The organism is Shewanella sp. 10B, from assembly GCF_023475885.1.
In the GTDB taxonomy this organism is placed as follows: domain Bacteria; phylum Pseudomonadota; class Gammaproteobacteria; order Enterobacterales; family Shewanellaceae; genus Shewanella; species Shewanella mangrovisoli.
Genome location: NZ_JAMDJO010000007.1, coordinates 14,601 through 31,783 on the forward strand (window position 1 = coordinate 14,601; position 17,183 = coordinate 31,783).

Annotated in this window: 16 protein-coding genes; 8 read left to right on the forward strand and 8 right to left on the reverse strand. The window is 48.3% G+C overall.

The window, feature by feature from the left end; translation table 11 throughout:
• The first annotated feature begins 7 nt into the window (after nt 1-7).
• The 3 genes from fieF to M0415_RS17860 all read left to right on the forward strand — a co-directional run bounded on the left by fieF (nt 8) and on the right by M0415_RS17860 (nt 2,100).
• Complete coding sequence (gene fieF, locus M0415_RS17850; protein ID WP_249553070.1) at nt 8-907, forward strand: cation efflux pump FieF; 900 nt, start codon at nt 8-10, stop codon at nt 905-907.
• Nucleotides 908-945: 38 nt separating this feature from the next.
• Nucleotides 946-1,356 carry a hypothetical protein gene (locus M0415_RS17855; protein WP_249553072.1) on the forward strand — a complete coding sequence of 137 codons (411 nt, stop codon included), beginning with the start codon at nt 946-948 and terminating at the stop codon, nt 1,354-1,356.
• A gap of 186 nt (nt 1,357-1,542) precedes the next feature.
• Nucleotides 1,543-2,100 carry a porin family protein gene (locus M0415_RS17860; RefSeq protein ID WP_088212549.1) on the forward strand — a complete coding sequence of 186 codons (558 nt, stop codon included), beginning with the start codon at nt 1,543-1,545 and terminating at the stop codon, nt 2,098-2,100.
• A 68-nt stretch (nt 2,101-2,168) separates the two neighbouring features.
• On the opposite strand, the gene glnG is transcribed toward M0415_RS17860, so the two are convergent.
• The 6 genes from glnG to ppnP all read right to left on the reverse strand — a co-directional run bounded on the left by glnG (nt 2,169) and on the right by ppnP (nt 7,928).
• Nucleotides 2,169-3,584 (reverse strand): nitrogen regulation protein NR(I), encoded by a 1,416-nt coding sequence (gene glnG / locus M0415_RS17865; RefSeq protein WP_088212550.1) that lies wholly within the window; start codon nt 3,582-3,584, stop codon nt 2,169-2,171.
• A 37-nt stretch (nt 3,585-3,621) separates the two neighbouring features.
• Nucleotides 3,622-4,668 carry a nitrogen regulation protein NR(II) gene (gene glnL, locus M0415_RS17870; protein WP_088212551.1) on the reverse strand — a complete coding sequence of 349 codons (1,047 nt, stop codon included), beginning with the start codon at nt 4,666-4,668 and terminating at the stop codon, nt 3,622-3,624.
• Between the two features lie 121 nt (nt 4,669-4,789).
• Nucleotides 4,790-5,323 (reverse strand): DUF4124 domain-containing protein, encoded by a 534-nt coding sequence (locus M0415_RS17875; protein ID WP_011715499.1) that lies wholly within the window; start codon nt 5,321-5,323, stop codon nt 4,790-4,792.
• A 274-nt stretch (nt 5,324-5,597) separates the two neighbouring features.
• The gene (locus M0415_RS17880) at nt 5,598-6,755 is read right to left on the reverse strand and encodes an iron-containing alcohol dehydrogenase (RefSeq protein ID WP_220054414.1); all 1,158 of its coding nucleotides are present in this window, start codon (nt 6,753-6,755) and stop codon (nt 5,598-5,600) included.
• Between the two features lie 149 nt (nt 6,756-6,904).
• Entirely contained in the window at nt 6,905-7,501 is a 597-nt protein-coding gene (locus M0415_RS17885) for a TetR/AcrR family transcriptional regulator (protein ID WP_088212554.1), read from the reverse strand.
• 115 nt (nt 7,502-7,616) lie between these two features.
• Complete coding sequence (gene ppnP / locus M0415_RS17890; protein ID WP_011715502.1) at nt 7,617-7,928, reverse strand: pyrimidine/purine nucleoside phosphorylase; 312 nt, start codon at nt 7,926-7,928, stop codon at nt 7,617-7,619.
• Between the two features lie 310 nt (nt 7,929-8,238).
• Between ppnP and M0415_RS17895 the strand changes: the two genes are divergently transcribed.
• Nucleotides 8,239-10,194 (forward strand): methyl-accepting chemotaxis protein, encoded by a 1,956-nt coding sequence (locus M0415_RS17895; RefSeq protein WP_249553074.1) that lies wholly within the window; start codon nt 8,239-8,241, stop codon nt 10,192-10,194.
• Between the two features lie 147 nt (nt 10,195-10,341).
• Here M0415_RS17895 and ovoA read toward each other — a convergent pair whose 3' ends face one another.
• Nucleotides 10,342-12,441 carry a 5-histidylcysteine sulfoxide synthase gene (ovoA, locus tag M0415_RS17900; protein WP_220054418.1) on the reverse strand — a complete coding sequence of 700 codons (2,100 nt, stop codon included), beginning with the start codon at nt 12,439-12,441 and terminating at the stop codon, nt 10,342-10,344.
• A 338-nt stretch (nt 12,442-12,779) separates the two neighbouring features.
• Here ovoA and M0415_RS17905 point away from each other — a divergent pair, with 338 nt between their 5' ends.
• Nucleotides 12,780-13,175, forward strand: a complete 396-nt coding sequence (locus tag M0415_RS17905; RefSeq protein ID WP_220054419.1) for a hypothetical protein — start codon at nt 12,780-12,782, stop codon at nt 13,173-13,175.
• 8 nt (nt 13,176-13,183) lie between these two features.
• Here M0415_RS17905 and M0415_RS17910 read toward each other — a convergent pair whose 3' ends face one another.
• Nucleotides 13,184-13,381: a hypothetical protein gene (locus M0415_RS17910; protein ID WP_220054420.1), complete on the reverse strand. Its 198-nt coding sequence runs from the start codon at nt 13,379-13,381 to the stop codon at nt 13,184-13,186.
• Between the two features lie 366 nt (nt 13,382-13,747).
• Here M0415_RS17910 and M0415_RS17915 point away from each other — a divergent pair, with 366 nt between their 5' ends.
• The 3 genes from M0415_RS17915 (at nt 13,748) to M0415_RS17925 (ending at nt 17,163) form a co-directional block, all read left to right on the forward strand.
• The gene (locus M0415_RS17915; protein ID WP_088212559.1) at nt 13,748-14,587 is read left to right on the forward strand and encodes a PfkB family carbohydrate kinase; all 840 of its coding nucleotides are present in this window, start codon (nt 13,748-13,750) and stop codon (nt 14,585-14,587) included.
• 304 nt (nt 14,588-14,891) lie between these two features.
• Nucleotides 14,892-16,349, forward strand: coding sequence for a sensor domain-containing diguanylate cyclase (locus M0415_RS17920; protein WP_249553076.1), 1,458 nt, complete (start codon nt 14,892-14,894; stop codon nt 16,347-16,349).
• Between the two features lie 118 nt (nt 16,350-16,467).
• The gene (locus tag M0415_RS17925) at nt 16,468-17,163 is read left to right on the forward strand and encodes an MOSC domain-containing protein (protein ID WP_249553078.1); all 696 of its coding nucleotides are present in this window, start codon (nt 16,468-16,470) and stop codon (nt 17,161-17,163) included.
• The last annotated feature ends 20 nt before the right edge of the window (nt 17,164-17,183 follow it).

Consider the following 17,183-nt stretch of genomic DNA (forward strand, 5'->3'; position numbering starts at 1 on the left):
GACCCCTATGACTCAGACTTCCCAATACGATTTTTGGGTCAAACTGGCTAGTCGCGCTTCCGTGGCTACCGCTTTGACCCTTATTCTTATCAAGCTGTTAGCTTGGTTATATTCTGGCTCGGCCAGTATGCTGGCGTCCTTAACGGATTCCTTCGCCGACGCACTCGCCTCAATCATCAACTTTATCGCCATTCGTTATGCTATCGTTCCCGCCGACCATGACCACAGATACGGCCACGGTAAAGCGGAGCCATTAGCATCGCTGGCACAATCGGCCTTTATTATGGGCTCGGCATTCCTGCTGCTGTTTTATGGGGGAGAGCGGTTACTCAATCCCGCCCCAGTTGAGCACGCAACTTTAGGTGTGGTGGTCTCGGTCGTCGCGATTGTGTTGACATTAGCATTAGTTATGTTGCAAAAGCGGGCGCTGGCGGCAACCAATAGCACGGTAGTCGAAGCCGATTCGTTGCACTATAAGTCGGATTTATTCCTCAATGGTGCCGTGTTGCTCGCACTCGTTTTGTCCCAATATGGTTGGTGGTGGGCCGATGGGCTCTTTGCCGTGCTTATCGCGTGTTATATCGGCCAACAGGCATTTGACCTAGGTTACCGCTCTATTCAAGCACTGCTCGACCGTGAGCTGGATGAGGACACTCGTCAACGGATTAAACAAATCGCCAAGGAAGACTCCCGAGTCCAAGGGCTGCATGATTTACGCACGCGCCAAGCGGGTAAAACCATCTTCATTCAATTCCATTTGGAGTTGGATGGGAATTTGAGTCTGAACGAAGCCCATAGTATTGCCGATACCACGGGACTCAGGGTGAAAGCCGCCTTTGAAGATGCCGAGGTGATTATTCACCAAGATCCCGTGCAGATGGAGCCTAGTGTTGCGGCTTCATCATAATAAGTGTTAACCGTTATTAAACAGCCAAAGGATTGGTTATGTCATGGACGCAGCAACAGGTTCACCCCTTAGCCGAACAGACTCGGCTCATTTGCCGTTATCATAGATTATCGACCCGCTTCGAGTTGATTGCCGAACATGCCCCCGCCGCGAGTGAGGGGCTTGATTCAAATCTCAATGGCCACAACTTAGGCAATCCTACTATGGGCGTTTGGAGCGAGCTTATCCTGTGCCAACCTTTATATTATTGGCCGAGAACGATTCCATTTAATATTGCACTGCGGGACTACCGACTGCATATTTGGCCCTTGTTGATGTGGCGCAGTCGTGTGACCTGCGAGCAGTCTAGAAAGGTGGTGATTATTGAATGTCTCGATGAACGAAAACGCCGTTCGATAATTCGTTGGTGTTATTTCGGCATAATGAATTTATTGCGTATAGTCAGTTAATACTTAGTATTTAATATTGAGTATGTTATTTAATACTTAAGTATATCAAGTTTGTTATTTTTTAATTTAAAGCTGAATACTTCCTGTATGAAACGTATTTAGTTTTTACAAACTGTCACTCTTATTATTTGTTTGTTGTAATATCCGCCGCGTTTACTACTCAAGTTAACTCATTAGGAAAATATAATGAAAAAACTATCTTTAGTTGCGGTATCTTTATTATCTGCATTAGTGGCCGGCCAAGCTTCTGCGGCAGCCGATACTACTGGTTTTTATGTGGGTGGCGCACTAAACCGCGTAGCTGTGGATGTTGTTGATGATTCAGATACTGGCACAGGTTTCGGTGTTTACGGTGGTTACAACTTCAACGAGTGGTTTGGTTTAGAAGCCAATTTATTTGCGACGGCCGATTTGGGCGACAGAGATACGGATGTCACAGCGGGCGCATTAACCTTCACGCCTAAGTTTACTCTGCAAATCAATGATATGTTCTCAGCTTATGCAAAAGTTGGTGTTGCATCTATGGCTATGAATTTTGACGGTTTTGGTTTCGATGAAGATTTCACCGGTTTTGGTTGGACATATGGCGTAGGTATTAATGCTGCCGTGACCGAACGTTTAAATGTGCGCTTTAGCTACGATGTCACCACAGGTGATTTAGATGCTGACCACAGCTATTTGAATATGAAAGATATCGACACCGATATGAAGCAACTGGCGATTGGTGTACATTACCAGTTCTAATGATTTAGAGTTAATCTAAATAATAAAAAAGGGATAGTGATATCCCTTTTTTGCTTTTTAATGGATGCTTAATCCATAGACAATTCTTTGAGTTTTCGCGTTAAGGTATTTCTTCCCCAACCTAAACGTTTTGCCGCTTCTTGTTTATGCCCTTGGGTATGGCGTAATGCGGTTTCGAGCAAAATACGTTCAAAGGCCGGCTGAACTTCGGTTAATAAATCGCTATTTCCCTCAGACAGTTTTTGGTCAATCCACTCGGTGAGTGCCGATTGCCAATCTTGGCTGCCTTTTGCCATAGGATTAATGCTAGCGGGTTCTTTAAGTAGCTCTGGCGGTAAATCCTGGGGCAGGATTTCTTGTCCTGAGGCCATTACCGTGAGCCAGCGACAGGTATTCTCGAGTTGCCTGACGTTCCCTGGCCAAGGCAGTTGCGATAGCTTGGCGGCGGTCTCTTTGGTGAGGATTTTTGCCTCGACACCAATCTCCTTAGCGGCGGATGCTAAAAAGTGGGTCGCCAGTTGGGGAATATCCTCACGGCGTTGTGACAGCGGTGGCAAGTGAACACGGATAACATTGAGCCGATGGAATAGATCTTCCCTAAAGCCGCCTTTGAGCACGAGCTGCTCCAGATCTTGGTGAGTTGCGGCAATAATCCGCACATCTACCTGAACGGCGCTATGGCCGCCGACGCGATAAAATTGCCCATCGGCAAGCACCCGCAGTAGGCGGGTTTGTACGTCCAGCGGCATATCGCCGATTTCATCTAAAAACAGGGTGCCGCCATTGGCTTGCTCGAAGCGTCCTTGGCGCACGTTTGCCGCGCCGGTAAAGGCGCCTTTTTCATGGCCGAAGAGCTCCGATTCGATTAAATCTTTGGGAATTGCCGCCATATTCAAGGCGATAAAGGGCTTATCCTTACGTGGACTGTGTTTGTGCAATGCGCCTGCAACCAGCTCTTTACCCGTACCCGATTGGCCGTTGATCAGCACGCTGATTGAGGAGCGTGATAACCGGCCAATGGCGCGAAACACCTCCTGCATCGCGGGCGCTTCACCTATGATTTCGGGGGTTTTGACTTGCGTCTCCTGCGCCGCAGGTGCGGGGCTTTGCTCGGTCGCATGGGTCAGGGCGCGCTCGACGAGGGAAATCGCCTCATCAATATCGAAGGGCTTGGGTAAATACTCAAATGCCCCTGCCTGATAGGCGCTGACGGCACTGTCTAAATCCGAATGCGCAGTCATGATGATGACGGGAATATGCGGGTAGTGGATTTGCAGCCTTTCTAACAGGGTTAAACCATCGGTGCCCGGCATACGAATATCTGAGACTATGACCCGTGGCTGGGAAATCTCTAATGCTTGCCAGAGTGATTCGGCCGCGGCAAAGCTGGCGGTGCTGAGTTTCGCGCCTTGGAGCGCCTTTTCGAGCACCCAACGTATCGAACTGTCATCGTCGAGGATCCATACTTGTTCACTCATTCGCATTTTGCTTCCTCATACGGTATGTGTTAGTTTGTCTTGATTATTTGGCGCTTAAAATCGGTAACGAAATGATAAATTCGGTATGCCCAGGGCTGGATACACAATCGATTCTGCCCGAGTGTAATCTGGCAATGTTATGGGCAATCGATAGGCCTAGCCCCGAACCTTGCTCACGACTGGTGACCATGGGGTAAAACAGCGTGTCCATCAGCTCTGGTGGTATGCCTGGGCCATTGTCGATAATCGACAGGGTCAGTACAAGCTTGTGGCGCTGCGAACCGATAGTGACCTGATGTTGTGTGCGGGTGCGGAGCAGGATTTCGCCACCTGTATGCTCAAGGGCTTGCACCGCATTCTGCAAAATATTCAGCACAGCTTGTTGCATTTGGTCGGGATCCATCTCGATATCGGGGATCGAGGGATCATAGTCACGCTTAAGCTGAATATTGGCGGGCAGGGCCATTTCCACCAGTTTATAGACCTTTTGCACCACTTGATGAATGTTGTGCAGGCTATGTTGGGTCGGTCGCTGCGGGCCGAGCAATCTGTCCACAAGGCTGCGCAGGCGGTCGGCCTGCTCAATGATCAGATTGGTAAATTCCTTTTGTGCCGGATCGTCTAATTCCCGCGAGAGTAATTGTGCCGCGCCACGCAGGCCGCCCAGGGGATTTTTGATCTCATGGGCCAAATTTCGCACTAGGAATTGCGCCGCCTGTTGCTGGGCATCTTGGCTGAGTTGCTGGTGGATCCGGCGTTGTTGGTCGACCTGTCTAAGCTCAAGCAGGCTTAACTGCGCTTCATCTTCGAGCGGGATCAGCGTCAGATCGACGGTATGATGTTGGGCATCTAAGGTCACTAAGGTGGCGGTGTTGACCGTGAGACCTTGGCCGGCTTTCACCGCATCGCTCAGGATCTGCGCTTCAACACCAAGTGCTTGATAATGCTCCGGCAGGGCTTGCTCGACTAACCTATGGCTACCGACACCTAACAGTTGCTCTGCGGCGGCGTTGGCATAACAAGGCTTAAGATCCTTATCTATGACAAGTACCGCGGTCACTAAATGATTAAGCAGAGTCTCTTTATCCATCTACCGTTCCTGAAAATAGGGTTGCACCATTATGTTGCACCGATTTGGTGCAGGCTGCAACTCGACTTCATCAAAGGGCTAGATTGAGTAAAAACGACCTAATCAATTGTTATTAAATGGTTTAATTAGATTTTGGTTGTTTTTTCGGGACTGGATTCATCGCCGCTTGATGAAGAAATATCTTTCGTGGAGAGCTAGATGCAAAGACTTTGCCGTTTTGAGTCATGGCATCGACAACAATGGTATGTTCACCTCGGTCGATGTTCTTAAGTTGGAAGATGCCACCCACTTGAGGCTGACCGACCGTTTGACCGTCGAGTTTGAGTGCCATCAGATACTGGCTTTTGATCTCTGGGGTGACAGTGGCGGTGACTTGAAAGTCTCCGTTATTGTCTCTCACGGTTTCCTCTTCCGTAGGGGAAGTGATGACGACTTGATACTGGATTTGTTGGATCACTTGCGAGTCATCCGCATCATTTTTTACGGGGGGGAGTGCAATTTGATTGAGCGTTTTCTCTTTTAACTCAACAACCTCGGCATTGGGATGTGGTTCATCTGAATAATGGACTTTTCCATCCTTATCGACCCATTTGTACACTGTTGCCTGGGCGAACAGGCTGAGCAGCAATAAGCTGATGAGGGTTAATGCACGCATGCGAAAGTCCTTTTGCCTTGGAGATGAAGTTCTACAAGATTAGTCGTTTTTTCACCAAAAATCATGGTGTTTATTCAGCTCGCTTGAGGTTTAGCGTGGGAATAAACGCGGGTTTGTTTTTATGCCTTTAAATCTTCGGCGAGCGTGGTTCTGGCGGCAAATGTTTTGTATGGGAAAGGTGAGAGCGGCTTTGATGTTGAGGCGCAGGGGAGTTTGCCTCTTTTAGGGGAGAGTCAACGCACCACTATGGTGCGTTGACGGCGGCAACCAAAGCTTAGAGCGCTAGGGTTAAAATATCGCGGCTCATGACAGGATCGATATTGCCATGTTCGCCTAGGGCAACCATGCCATGCTGCTCAAGCTGATTGACGACAGCATCGACGGCTTCTTTACCTAAATCGTAGGCAGATAAATGGGTTGCAATGCCCATAGCTTCGAAGAAGGCTTGGGTTTTCGCAATGGCGGCCTCGATACGTTCGTCTTCAGAGCCGGTGTTGATATGCCACACTCTGTCTGCAAACTGTAGCAGCTTTTCACGCTTAGCGGCTTTAGTGCAGCGCAATAATGCTGGTAATACAATGGCTAAGGTGCGGGCATGGTCAATATCATACAAGGCTGTGAGTTCATGGCCGATCATATGTGTTGCCCAGTCGTGGGGTACACCGGTCGCAATCGTGCCATTGAGTGCCATAGTCGCGACCCACATCAAGTTAGCGCGAATATCGTAATCTTCGGGCTGTGTGAGTGCCTGTGGCCCTAGTTCAATCAAAATTTGCAGTAAGCCTTCGGCGAATCTGTCCTGCACAGCTGCATTGACCGGGTAGGTGAGGTACTGCTCCGTGATATGCACAAAGGCATCGACCACGCCGTTCGCCACTTGTCTTTCTGGCAGGGTGAAGGTCTTAGTAGGGTCGAGGATTGAGAATTGCGGATAAACCAAGTCGTTACGGAATGGCAGTTTAGCTTTCAACGATTTACGGGTCACCACGCTGGCGTTGTTCATCTCTGAACCCGTCGCAGGCAAGGTTAATACCGAGCCAAATGGCATGGCTTGAGTCACATTCGCGCCCCAGCTGGTGAGGATATCCCAAGGCTCGCCTTCAAATACCGCTGCCGCAGCAACAAACTTGGTACCATCGATCACAGAACCACCACCGACTGCGAGTAAAAAGTCGATGTTTAATTCACGAACTTGGTCGACAGCCTGCATCAGGGTTTCGTAGGTTGGGTTAGGCTCGATTCCCTCAAACTCGACCACGAAACGGTTTCCAAGCGCTTGTTTTACTTCGGCTAATGTGCCAGTTCGTCTGGCGCTGCTGCCGCCAAATAACACCATGACTCTGGCATCGCGAGGCACTAAGGTGTCGATTTCAGCTATGGTGTTTTTACCAAAGTGGATTCGGGTTGGGTTGTAGTAGGCGAAATTGAACATACTGCTATGTGTCCTATGGTTGGAAAATGATTTTAGTAGACCAGTCGTCTAGATTGGTTGGCTACTAAATGATAAATCAAGCCGATGAAGCGATATTTCATTGTTCATTAACGGGTTGCTGATGCATTGGTGTGTCAGTGTTGCTGGCATTAACCCATGGTTTTGGTCTTTAAAATAGATTCGGTCATTGCAAGGGCGCGCGCTAAAGCGGCATGGCTGTGGCCGAGTTTATTCATCAAACTGGCGCCGAGCCACATGTGGTACAGCAGCTCTGCCGTTGCTTGGGCATCCTGTTCACAGATGGATTTATCGGTAATCCCCACCTGAATGCACTGAGTTAGGCGCTCGATGATGCCAGCCGAGCCTTTTAAAAGCACAAGGCGCATGGCCTCAGACAGATCGGCCACCTCTGCACTTAACTTAACGACAAGGCATTTTTGATCGACACAACCGTCCTGCTGCACGTGCAACCATTTTTGCCAGTACTGCATTTGGCGCTCAAAGCCTGAGAGTTGAGTCTCGTTGAACAGGCAATCGAGTTCTGCTTGGTATTGCTCAAAATACCCCGCTAGCAAGGCCTCACCGAATTGCTCTTTGGATTTAAAGTAGTGATAAAACGAGCCTTTAGGTACTTGGGCTGCCTTGAGTAATTGGGCTAAGCCTAGGCACGAAAAGCCTTGTTTGAGGATCAGTGAGTATCCAACGTCGAGAATATGCTGACGCGTCGATTGGGGTTCTGTTTTCATGGGGGAGGAGCATAAAGTATATTAGACCAGTCGTCTAGTGTTCTAATTTACATCAATAGTGGAGAGTAACTGATAGAGGAATGCCTAAGCTGGTTAAGTATTCCTCGGTAAGGGGTTACAGGTAACTGCAGCAATACTCGGCTATTGCATTGTTACGGATTTTGAAACTGACATTGGCTGCAAGTTCGAATTGGCTGCCTTCGCTAAAGGTTTGCCAGGTTGTGCTATTGGGCAGTAATACCTCGAAACTGCCACTGGTAACCTGCATTATTTCACCCTGAGAGGTGGAAAACTCATATTCTCCAGGGAGAACCACACCTAAGGTCTTTTTGCTGCCATCGCTGAAGAATACGCTGCGGCTGGCAACTTTACCCTCAAAGTAAATATTGGCTTTTTTCGCGACTGAGACTTGCTCGATTAACTCCATTTTACGCTCCCAAAGTGTGTGATTTGAATTTGTATTCAATTCAATGTGATTTTTATGCTGTCGTCAATGTGAAAATTTTCATCGTTAATTTCATAAACCAGTTATCGGCTCTGCTTCATCGAGCAGTACACGTTTTGGGATGGTTTGCATAAAAGCGTCTGAGTAAGGTTAATGTCTACTCTATTAGGGAGTTGCGTACTGAATAAAAAAATGGCCTCACTTGGTCGAGGTTTCAATCTTCACCTATAGTTTTAACGGTAGTTGTTTTGCCTGCAATTATGGAATCTTGAGTGCGACAAGGAGTGTCTCCATGGGATTTACGCGTAAAATTCAATTGATCAGTTTACTGATTGTCCTCTTGCCGCTTGTACTTGCGACGGCGATCGTCACCTATCTTGCTAAAAATGAACTCTTTGCCGAGGCTCAGTCACGTTTAGTGGCTGTGCGGGAAATTAAGCAGCGACAGATCAATGGCATGTTCCAAGACTTCTCCGATAACTTACAGTCCGTTAGTGCGGTGATCGCCAGCCAGCCGAATCTAGAAACCCTGAGCGATTTAGATTCAACACTCAAATCCCTCAACAAACTGTTGGGTTTTTATGATCTTTTTATCATCTCCGATGACGGTTCGGTTTTTTACACAGTGGCGAAAGAGCCTGATTATGGCACTAATCTGCGTACCGGCCCTTACCGAACTTCAGGGCTGGCTCAACTCTTCGATAAGGCCTCTGCAACTTCGGATACCGTGTTTTTACAGGATTTCTCCGCCTATGCACCATCGAATGGACAAGCGGCCGCCTTTATTGGTCAAAGTATTCAGTACCATGGACAGCGCATTGTGGTGGCGGCGCAGGTGTCTATCGAGCGAATTAACCGTGTGATGCAAATCCGTGAAGGGATGGGGGACTCGGGTGAAACCTATCTGATTGGTCCCGACAATCGAATGCGTTCTGACTCCTTTTTAGATCCTCAAAATCGCACTGTATCAGCCTCTTTTGCGGGCACAATTGCCCAGAATGGGGTTGATACCTTGGCGGTAAAGGCTGCGTTAGCTGGGCAAGAGGGAGTTATGCAGATATATGATTACAATCATAATTTAGTGCTATCGGCCTACTCGCCTGTCATTGAGATGGGACTTAAGTGGGGCTTAATGGCCGAGATTGATGTGAGTGAAATCGCCGCGCCTGCCTACCATATGATGTATATCGGACTCGTGGTGTGCGGGCTATCGATAGTGCTGGCGATTGCGGCGGCAAAACTAGTCACTAGCTTTGTGCTTAAACCTCTGGGCGGTGAGCCCGAGGATATGTGCCATTTGACTAGCCTTATCGCCTCCGGGGACTTAACCCATAGTCTCTCCCACGTCCATGCCGATAATCATTTAATGAGCTGGCTCGCGAGGATGCAGACCAAATTAAAGGAAATTATTGGCCAATTGGTGGGGATGGGCCATGAGTTAGAATCCGCCGCAGAGCAAAACTCGGCGGCAATGAGCCAAGCCGACAGCAGTATTCAGATGCAGGCCAGAGAAACCGATATGTTAGCCACGGCCGTGGAGGAAATGAGTTATGCCGCCGCAGAGATCAGCACTAATACCATGAAATCTTCCGATGAGGTTTCTTCCTGTACTCAATCGAGTGGCATTCTCTCGCAGAATCTGGCGAGTACCCGCCAAAGTTTACAGGTGACGCTAGCAAGTTTCGCCGCCATTCATCAGCAGGTCGGTAATCTTGAGGCCGATAGCCAGAAGATCGGCAGTGTTCTGGATGTGATTAATGCGATTGCCGAGCAGACCAATCTATTAGCCCTCAATGCGGCGATTGAAGCTGCCCGAGCGGGCGAGCATGGCCGTGGCTTTGCTGTAGTCGCCGATGAAGTGCGGCAACTCGCCGTGAAGGTACAGGAGGCGACGCAGGATATTGGAAAGGTATTACAAGGCATTCAGCAGCAATCGGCTGTGTTGGCGCAGCATAGTGTGACTTGTTCATCTGAGGCGTCTAAAACCGCAGAGGATGCCGAAGGCATGCAAGCGGCGGTGGATGATATTGCCAAGCGGCTCGATACACTCAAAGCCTTAATGATCCAAACGGCAACGGCTGCGGAGGAACAAACCACAGTGTCGTCGACGATTGCTCAGGGCATTGCAGGGCTCAGTGCGGCGGCAGAGGAAAATAGCGCAGCCATCAGCCAAGTGGCCGCCAGCACCCGCAGCCTGTTAGGGCTAGCGAATCAACTTGGTTTAACAACGGCTCAGTTTAAGGTCTAGGACGCTGTGCTAGGCATGAGTAAGCAATGCCGAGCATTCGCCGTTCTTGCAACTGGATGACTGTTATTGCTGCGCCGTTTGTTATGCATCCGCCAGAAAGGATTATCTGGCGGATTTTTCTTTAGGGTCGCTATTAATCTTGCAAAACTAACGCTTACGCCAGATCGTCATCTCTGAAATCGAATGCTGGAATTTACGCTTGGTTTCGCGAATAACGAAGGGGATTTCTTTCACTGCGACCAGTTCAAATTGGCCTATCAAGGTTTCGGTTAACCCATCTAAAGTTGTGAAGTTTTCTCCTTTGACTTTAATCCCCCCAAGCCATTTCTCCTTTGGCGTGTAGTCTTCGAGCCAAGTATAGGGTGAGGCGATAACCAGATATCCCCCTTGATTGATGCGTTGCCCAATATTGGTGAGGAAGTGTTGCGGGTCGTTCAATCTGTCGATTAGATTTGAGGCGTAGACCAAATCGTATCCTGTGTAGATTGGCTTGAGATTGCAGGCATCCCCTTGGATAAAATTGACTTTTTTAGCTTCGCCAAGGTATCCCAGTTTAGCAAGGCTGGCGCTCTTGAATTCCTGTAAGTCTCCCTCGGTGCGAATGGTGTAGCGTTTTTCGCCTTGTTCGGTCAGGGCGTAAGCCTGCTGGATAAAGCGCGCCGAAAAGTCGATACCATCCACATGCTCAAACATTTTGGCTAACTCAAAACTGGCGCGTCCGACTGAACAACCTATATCTAAGGCCTTGGTGGTGTGCTCGAGTTGGATCTCGTTGAGTGCCTGTTGCACCCCGTTGACGCAAAAATTCGGTACACCAAAGTACTCGGCGCCATAGTGGAATTCTAAATACTGGGAAATCAGTTCATCGGTTTCGTACACATTGACCTCGGCCATCTGTTCTGGATTTTGCAACGACTCGACGTAACGGAATCCGGCATGTTGATAAAAGTGACGCCTAAAGGCATAGCGTGAGGCTGCAATAGCTTCATTGCCCGTTGAAATCCACGAACCACCTTTAATCAGATTGTGCTTGCCATCGAAGGTTGGCGTCGAAAAATCATCGTAGAGCGGATGTACGGCAAAACCATTAAAACCGTCGATAGCGGTTTCGGTCCATTGCCAGACATTGCCGACAATGTCATAAAAATCATTGTGTTTAAAGCGGTTTATCGGACAGGAAGAGGCGTAGTAAGCCAGCGAGATATTGCCTGGGACTTCATGCCAATCGGGGGCATCGCTCGGCACATTTTCCCGCAAGATATACCATTCTGCCTCGGTGAGCAGGCGAATATTGCTCTGACTTTGGCGCGCCTTCCAATTACAAAAGGCCTTAGCTTCGAGTTGATTGACTTCGACGGGCCAATTGAGCGGCAAAGGGATTTCGCTGGTGAGGTTACGTTGCCACCATTTATCATCGCGGCGGCGCCAAAAGCGTGGCATTTGAGCTTGGGTATACGCCAGCCAAGCTTGGCCTTCCTCATTCCAATAGTCTTGGGTTTGATAGCCCCCCGCTTCGACAAAGGCTAGGTATTCTTCATTACTCACTAAGTACTTTGAGGCTTTAAAGTCGGCGACTTTAAAGCTCTTGTTACCGTATTCGTTATCCCAGCCATAGGTGTTGTCTTGCTCTTTTTTACCTAAGGTGATTTTTTTACCCGCCACGGCAAGTAGTTGATTTGGCTCGGCGCTGCCAACATCCTGACACTCTGGCCACTGAGCATTGGCACACACGTCCTCTAATGGAAGCTGGCGAATAATGGCGGAAGAGGTCTCTAGGTGAATGCGCTCGTGTTCTATGCCCATCAAGATGACCCAAGCGGGGCAGTCTTGGCTGACCGGCAGAGTGATTGGCATGCTATCAATCAGTTGATTGACGACCTGTTTGACGTGATCCCGATACGTTTTTACCTCAGCGACACTGGGCCATTGATAGTGGGTTTCGTCGAGGTCATCCCAAGACATTTCATCCACACCGATGGCAAACATAGATTCAAAGTGATCATTCACTCGTTCATCGAGATACTTACCCAGCTTGAGTTTATTGATATAGAAAGTGGCGGTATGGCCAAAGTAAAAAATTAGCGGATGGCGCAGTGGTTCGGCTTTGACGTAATAAGCATCGTCGTGCCTTATCAGTTCGAAGAGGGATTCATAGAGTGCCCAGGTTTGATTGAAGTATTGTTTAAGCTCTTGACGTTTCAGCGCCTCATTCTCACCCGTAAGTTTGAGTGTTTGCAAAACTGGCATATTCGATTTCTCCATAGGGCAAGCTGGTGCCATAGTGGTGGCTATGGGGTCAGGCTCAATACGTGACGCGGGTTTATTGGATCACTCTATCAACAAAATGTGGCAGTTATTGAGCTGTTTTTTTCAAGCTAACAGAAAGTCAGCATGGCTCCAATCATTAACTCGAAGTACAGCATATGACCTTAGCGGCGTTATTTTTATTGCAGTTATGCGGGTTACAGCCTGAGGGGAATTGTCTGCAGAAGGTTAAAATTATTTTATCCCTGACCAGTATTTTATCTGCCAAGGTTAAGGCAGAATGTTCTCGTCCGTAAAATTATTATGCAGGATATAACGGGATGGCAATGAACGCATTATGGATACCCGCTTGGTATGAGCTTGATCCGTCGATCGTTGTGGGCGTGACTGAAGAGTTTGTATTTCATAAACCCGCTACCAATGAGGCACTGAGATTTTACAGCGGCGCGAAAGAAACTGACGCAGTGAAAGCGACAGGCACAATTTCAAGCATTCATCACAAAGTATTGGGGGATATTGAAAGTGTTGATGCTCAAGGGCTTGATTATACGGTTGTGTTAAAGGATGGCCGTCGCTTGCTAGTCAATGCGGAGGAAGATCCTGGCCTGATTTACGAATGGGTTGATGACAGCTGGCAACCTTCGGAGATGGTGATCCAAGATTGGCAGCTGGATGTAAAGTTTACCTCGCTTTCACCCTTTAAGATGGTCGATTAACGTCAATCCTACTTTTCGGAGCAGTTAGGCTCATAATGTTGAACCGACTGCTCCTCAAACAACACTTGCAGTAACTGATATTCGTGTTGAATCTTCGCGACATACGCATCATGAAATTCCAACTCGTTAAATTCCTCTAAGCATTCGCGATAGCGGCGGAGTTGTTCTTCACCATCAATGTCCCTATGTAGCCATTCCATTAGCATACAAATTCCTTCAGTTTTTCATCCTTGAAGCACCAGCTTAACCTTTTTCTAATCTAGTGTGGAATGGCATTTGATGACACTTTTATGAATAAATGTCTAAAAATCACACATTGAAGAATATTTTTATTATTTATCAAAATATTGTGTGATTGCATTTAGCGTTTAAGGTGCCGGGTGGGTTGTCTCGCTGAATTCAAATATGGATAAAGTCTTACAGCAAAAACTGCTATTGGCTGCCGTGATGGGGTTCAACACCTTGATAGCTGCGATTGTGTCACCTGAGGTTTTGGTCTAGATTGAGGGCTCTTTTAACCGAGTCTTCGCCGAGAGTTAGCGCGGTCCGTTTTTTCATTATGGAGTCCTGTCATGGCAAATATTTTGCTGGTGGCCAATCTTAACTGTGACCGAGTGTTGATCCTTGATAAGCCGCTGAAAACAGGCGGTCGCTTTCATTATCAAGATGGCGGACAAAGGCTCGGCGGTGGTGGCGCCAATACTGGGCTTGGACTGGTATGGGCGGGCCATAGGGTTGCCCTCGTGAGCCAAGTCGGGCGGGATGAAATGGGCGACTGGGTTATCGCTGAGGCGAGTACTCAAGGGCTAGATTGTCGTTTAGTGCAGCGCCGCGCGGGAAATACCTGTGAAATGTTATTAGTGATGACGCCCGATGGTGAGCGCACCATCATTCGTCCGCAGCGGCCTATTTTTGAGTTATCGGTGCCGCCTAAATGGCAACACTGGGATGCACTGTATTTTAATACTTCGGCTGAGGGCACGGTTAGTTGGGCGAAAACCGCACTTGATCACTGCCTTGTGATCGCGCAGCTAGCGAAGGATGACAGACCGCGCCCTTGCCACGTGTTGCTAGCGTCCGTGAGTGATATGCATGGGCGCTGTGATGTCGCCTCGTGGGATTATGGCGTGAGCATTGGCGGAGAATCATTACGCTATTTTGTCGTCACCGATGGTGTGCGCGGCGCTAAGGTGTATACCCGAGATGATGTGCAGCATGTCCCGGCTGTGCCTGCTGAGGTTGTCGATACCACTGGGGCGGGAGATGCCTATGCCGCAGGGCTTATCCATGGATTATGCGCGGGAAAAACCATTACCCAAGCCATGGCCGAAGGTGCGACTTGGGCGGCATTTGCCGTGGCCACCGACAGTTCTATCCCTGGCGATGCATTGAAGCAGTATTTAGAAGCATAAGTTGGGAGATAAATAGCAGGGCATAAAAGGGAGTCATCTTTCTGTCATCTGGGCTTGATAGAGTGTGCTCAGTGACGAATAGCTCTTGTCCCTTAACGTTTTCTTGTGCTTTTCTCCCATTTTGTTGGTTCGCATGTTTGCCCCGTTTCCCCAACGGGGCATTTTTTTAGCTCGAATAATGTTATTCCGTTACCGAACGTTCATATTGTGGAAATATTGTGCGGTCGGCAAGGGATTACGTTAACATTCAGGCAACGCATCTCGTTGAAATAAAATAATAAGCCTGCCGTTGTTGGAGTTGGAAATGGGCAATCACGTTTGGAATGATAAAAAGAAGTTTATTTGGCTACTGTCAGTGCTGTTGCTGGTGGCCTTTTTAGTCACCAGTGGCATTAGTTATAAAGTGGCCCACGACTCCTTGAGTCAGCAGATTGAGAGCAATACTTTACCTCTAACCAGCGACAATATTTATTCAGAAATTCAACAGGATCTGCTGCGCCCCATCTTTATTTCCTCGCTGATGGCGCAGGATACCTTTGTGCGTGACTGGATGTTGAATCACGAGCAAGAACCCGAAAAACTGGTCCGTTACCTCAAAGAAATCCAAGAAAAATACGATACAGTCACCAGCTTTTTTGTCTCTGAGCAGAGTCGCAACTATTACCATTCGACGGGCATATTGAAGAAAATCCAAGATATCGACCCAAACGATGCCTGGTATTTTCGAGTACGTTCTTTACCTGAGTCAGAGCATTACGAAATCAATATCGATTCAGACACCGCAGATCGCACTAAGACAACGGTATTTGTGAACTATACAGTGTTCGATTTTGAAGGTAAGTTTATTGGTGTTACTGGCGTTGGCCTTGCGGTTGAGAAGGTCAAGGCATTGATTGAACTCTATCAGAAACGCTACAACCGCCGGGTGTTCTTCACCGATAGACAAGGTCGTGTCACGCTCCATGGCGATGAGTATGATGGTGCCGATTCGCTGCAAACCAGCGCAGGGCTTGAGCAACTCGCTACGCGGATTTTAACCAGTCCAAGTGCGGCCTTTAGCTACCAACGCAACGGTAAAACCGCCTACTTGAACAGCCGCTTAGTGCCTGAATTTAAATGGTATCTTATTGTAGAGCAGGAGGATGCGCCGCAGGAGCAAGAGCTGCTCAATACCTTTTGGGGTAACTTAGCCTTAAGTTTACTGGTGACGATTGGGATTTTACTGATTTCAAACATGACCCTAGGTCGTTATCAGCGCAAACTTGAGGTCATGGCTTCAACCGATAAACTCACTGGTGCCGCTAATCGCCAAGTGTTTGAAGAGTATTTCCATCAGGCATTAGAGAAGGCCAAGCTATCCCAAGCGCCGATTTCCATTCTGCTCGTCGATATCGACCACTTTAAAAAAGTAAACGATAGCTATGGTCATAGCATTGGTGACTTAGTATTAAAAACTGTGGCTAACCTATTAAGAAGTCAACTAAAAACCCAGGATGTGTTGTGTCGTTGGGGCGGTGAAGAATTCTTGATATTAGTGCCAGAGCAGGATTTAAGTCAGGCTGCTGAACTGGCAGAACAATTTCGCGATTTAATCTCCCAACGGGAGCTTAAAGTGAATGGCGTGCACATTGCTATTACTGTGAGTATTGGAGTTGCCGAATACCAAAAACTCGAGCCTGCGGAAGATTTGATTAAGCGAGCGGATCTCGCCCTGTATCAGGCGAAAGAAGCGGGGCGCAATCAAGTAGTTCTCAATCAGTAGTATGCTGCTATGATGGCCGAATCTGCCAAGGAGATTGTTTGGGCTCACTGCCGCGTTTGAGTGACTGAGCAGTTCGGGCAGAGGTAGGTGACGGATAGCGATGATGTAGGAGTAACAAATGTCGACCTTGTTGGTAAATAGATTATCGGGTTTGTATTTAGGGGCGGTTCTGCAAGAGATTGACGGTGTTTCTACTGGTATCGACGGTAAACAATCGGCGCAGCAATTGCGAGTGAATGTCGACCGTGTCGAAGGCGATGCGCAGGCCGATCCTAAGCACCATGGCGGCCTCGACCGAGTGCTGCATCATTTTCCCCGCGAGCATTATGGTCAGTACCGTCGCTGGGATTTAATCACCCAACTCGAAGATGCGCCGAGCATGGGGGAAAACATCAGCACGGTTGGTTTGAATGAAACCGAGGTCAATATCGGAGATATCCTGCAAATCGGTGCCGTCACAGTGCAGGTGACTCAGCCGCGCTCACCTTGCTTTAAATTGAACCTGCAATTTGGCCATAGAGACTTCGCCCTCGCCATGCAGCAGAGTCAGCTATGCGGTTGGTTTTACAGAGTATTAACCCCAGGCGTGATTCAGCTAAACGACAGGATAGAATTAGTCGAGCGTAAAACCGATATCAGTGTCGCCGAAGCCATGGCGTTGTACTTTTCACCTGAATACGATGCCAAAGCCTATGATAGACTCGCCTCCTGTGAAGGGTTGGCACAAAGCTGGGTGAATAGCCTGCAGCGGCGCTTAGCGACACAACAAGTCGAAGATTGGCAGATGCGCTTGTATGGGCCAAAAGGTAAATAAACTTTATTTTTCAAACGATA

Bases quoted from the DNA above. Each gene is read 5' to 3' on its own strand.
- ppnP (WP_011715502.1), bottom strand. From the start codon at position 7,928: ATGGAGTTAATCGAGCAAGTCTCAGTCGCGAAAAAAGCCAATATTTAC.
- M0415_RS17885 (WP_088212554.1), bottom strand. From the start codon at position 7,501: ATGAAAACAGAACCCCAATCGACGCGTCAGCATATTCTCGACGTTGGA.
- M0415_RS17915 (WP_088212559.1), top strand. From the start codon at position 13,748: ATGGCAAATATTTTGCTGGTGGCCAATCTTAACTGTGACCGAGTGTTG.
- fieF (WP_249553070.1), top strand. From the start codon at position 8: ATGACTCAGACTTCCCAATACGATTTTTGGGTCAAACTGGCTAGTCGC.
- M0415_RS17925 (WP_249553078.1), top strand. From the start codon at position 16,468: ATGTCGACCTTGTTGGTAAATAGATTATCGGGTTTGTATTTAGGGGCG.
- M0415_RS17875 (WP_011715499.1), bottom strand. From the start codon at position 5,323: ATGCGTGCATTAACCCTCATCAGCTTATTGCTGCTCAGCCTGTTCGCC.
- M0415_RS17920 (WP_249553076.1), top strand. From the start codon at position 14,892: ATGGGCAATCACGTTTGGAATGATAAAAAGAAGTTTATTTGGCTACTG.
- ovoA (WP_220054418.1), bottom strand. From the start codon at position 12,441: ATGCCAGTTTTGCAAACACTCAAACTTACGGGTGAGAATGAGGCGCTG.
- glnL (WP_088212551.1), bottom strand. From the start codon at position 4,668: ATGGATAAAGAGACTCTGCTTAATCATTTAGTGACCGCGGTACTTGTC.
- M0415_RS17855 (WP_249553072.1), top strand. From the start codon at position 946: ATGTCATGGACGCAGCAACAGGTTCACCCCTTAGCCGAACAGACTCGG.
- M0415_RS17910 (WP_220054420.1), bottom strand. From the start codon at position 13,381: ATGCTAATGGAATGGCTACATAGGGACATTGATGGTGAAGAACAACTC.
- M0415_RS17905 (WP_220054419.1), top strand. From the start codon at position 12,780: ATGGCAATGAACGCATTATGGATACCCGCTTGGTATGAGCTTGATCCG.
- M0415_RS17895 (WP_249553074.1), top strand. From the start codon at position 8,239: ATGGGATTTACGCGTAAAATTCAATTGATCAGTTTACTGATTGTCCTC.
- M0415_RS17860 (WP_088212549.1), top strand. From the start codon at position 1,543: ATGAAAAAACTATCTTTAGTTGCGGTATCTTTATTATCTGCATTAGTG.
- M0415_RS17880 (WP_220054414.1), bottom strand. From the start codon at position 6,755: ATGTTCAATTTCGCCTACTACAACCCAACCCGAATCCACTTTGGTAAA.
- glnG (WP_088212550.1), bottom strand. From the start codon at position 3,584: ATGCGAATGAGTGAACAAGTATGGATCCTCGACGATGACAGTTCGATA.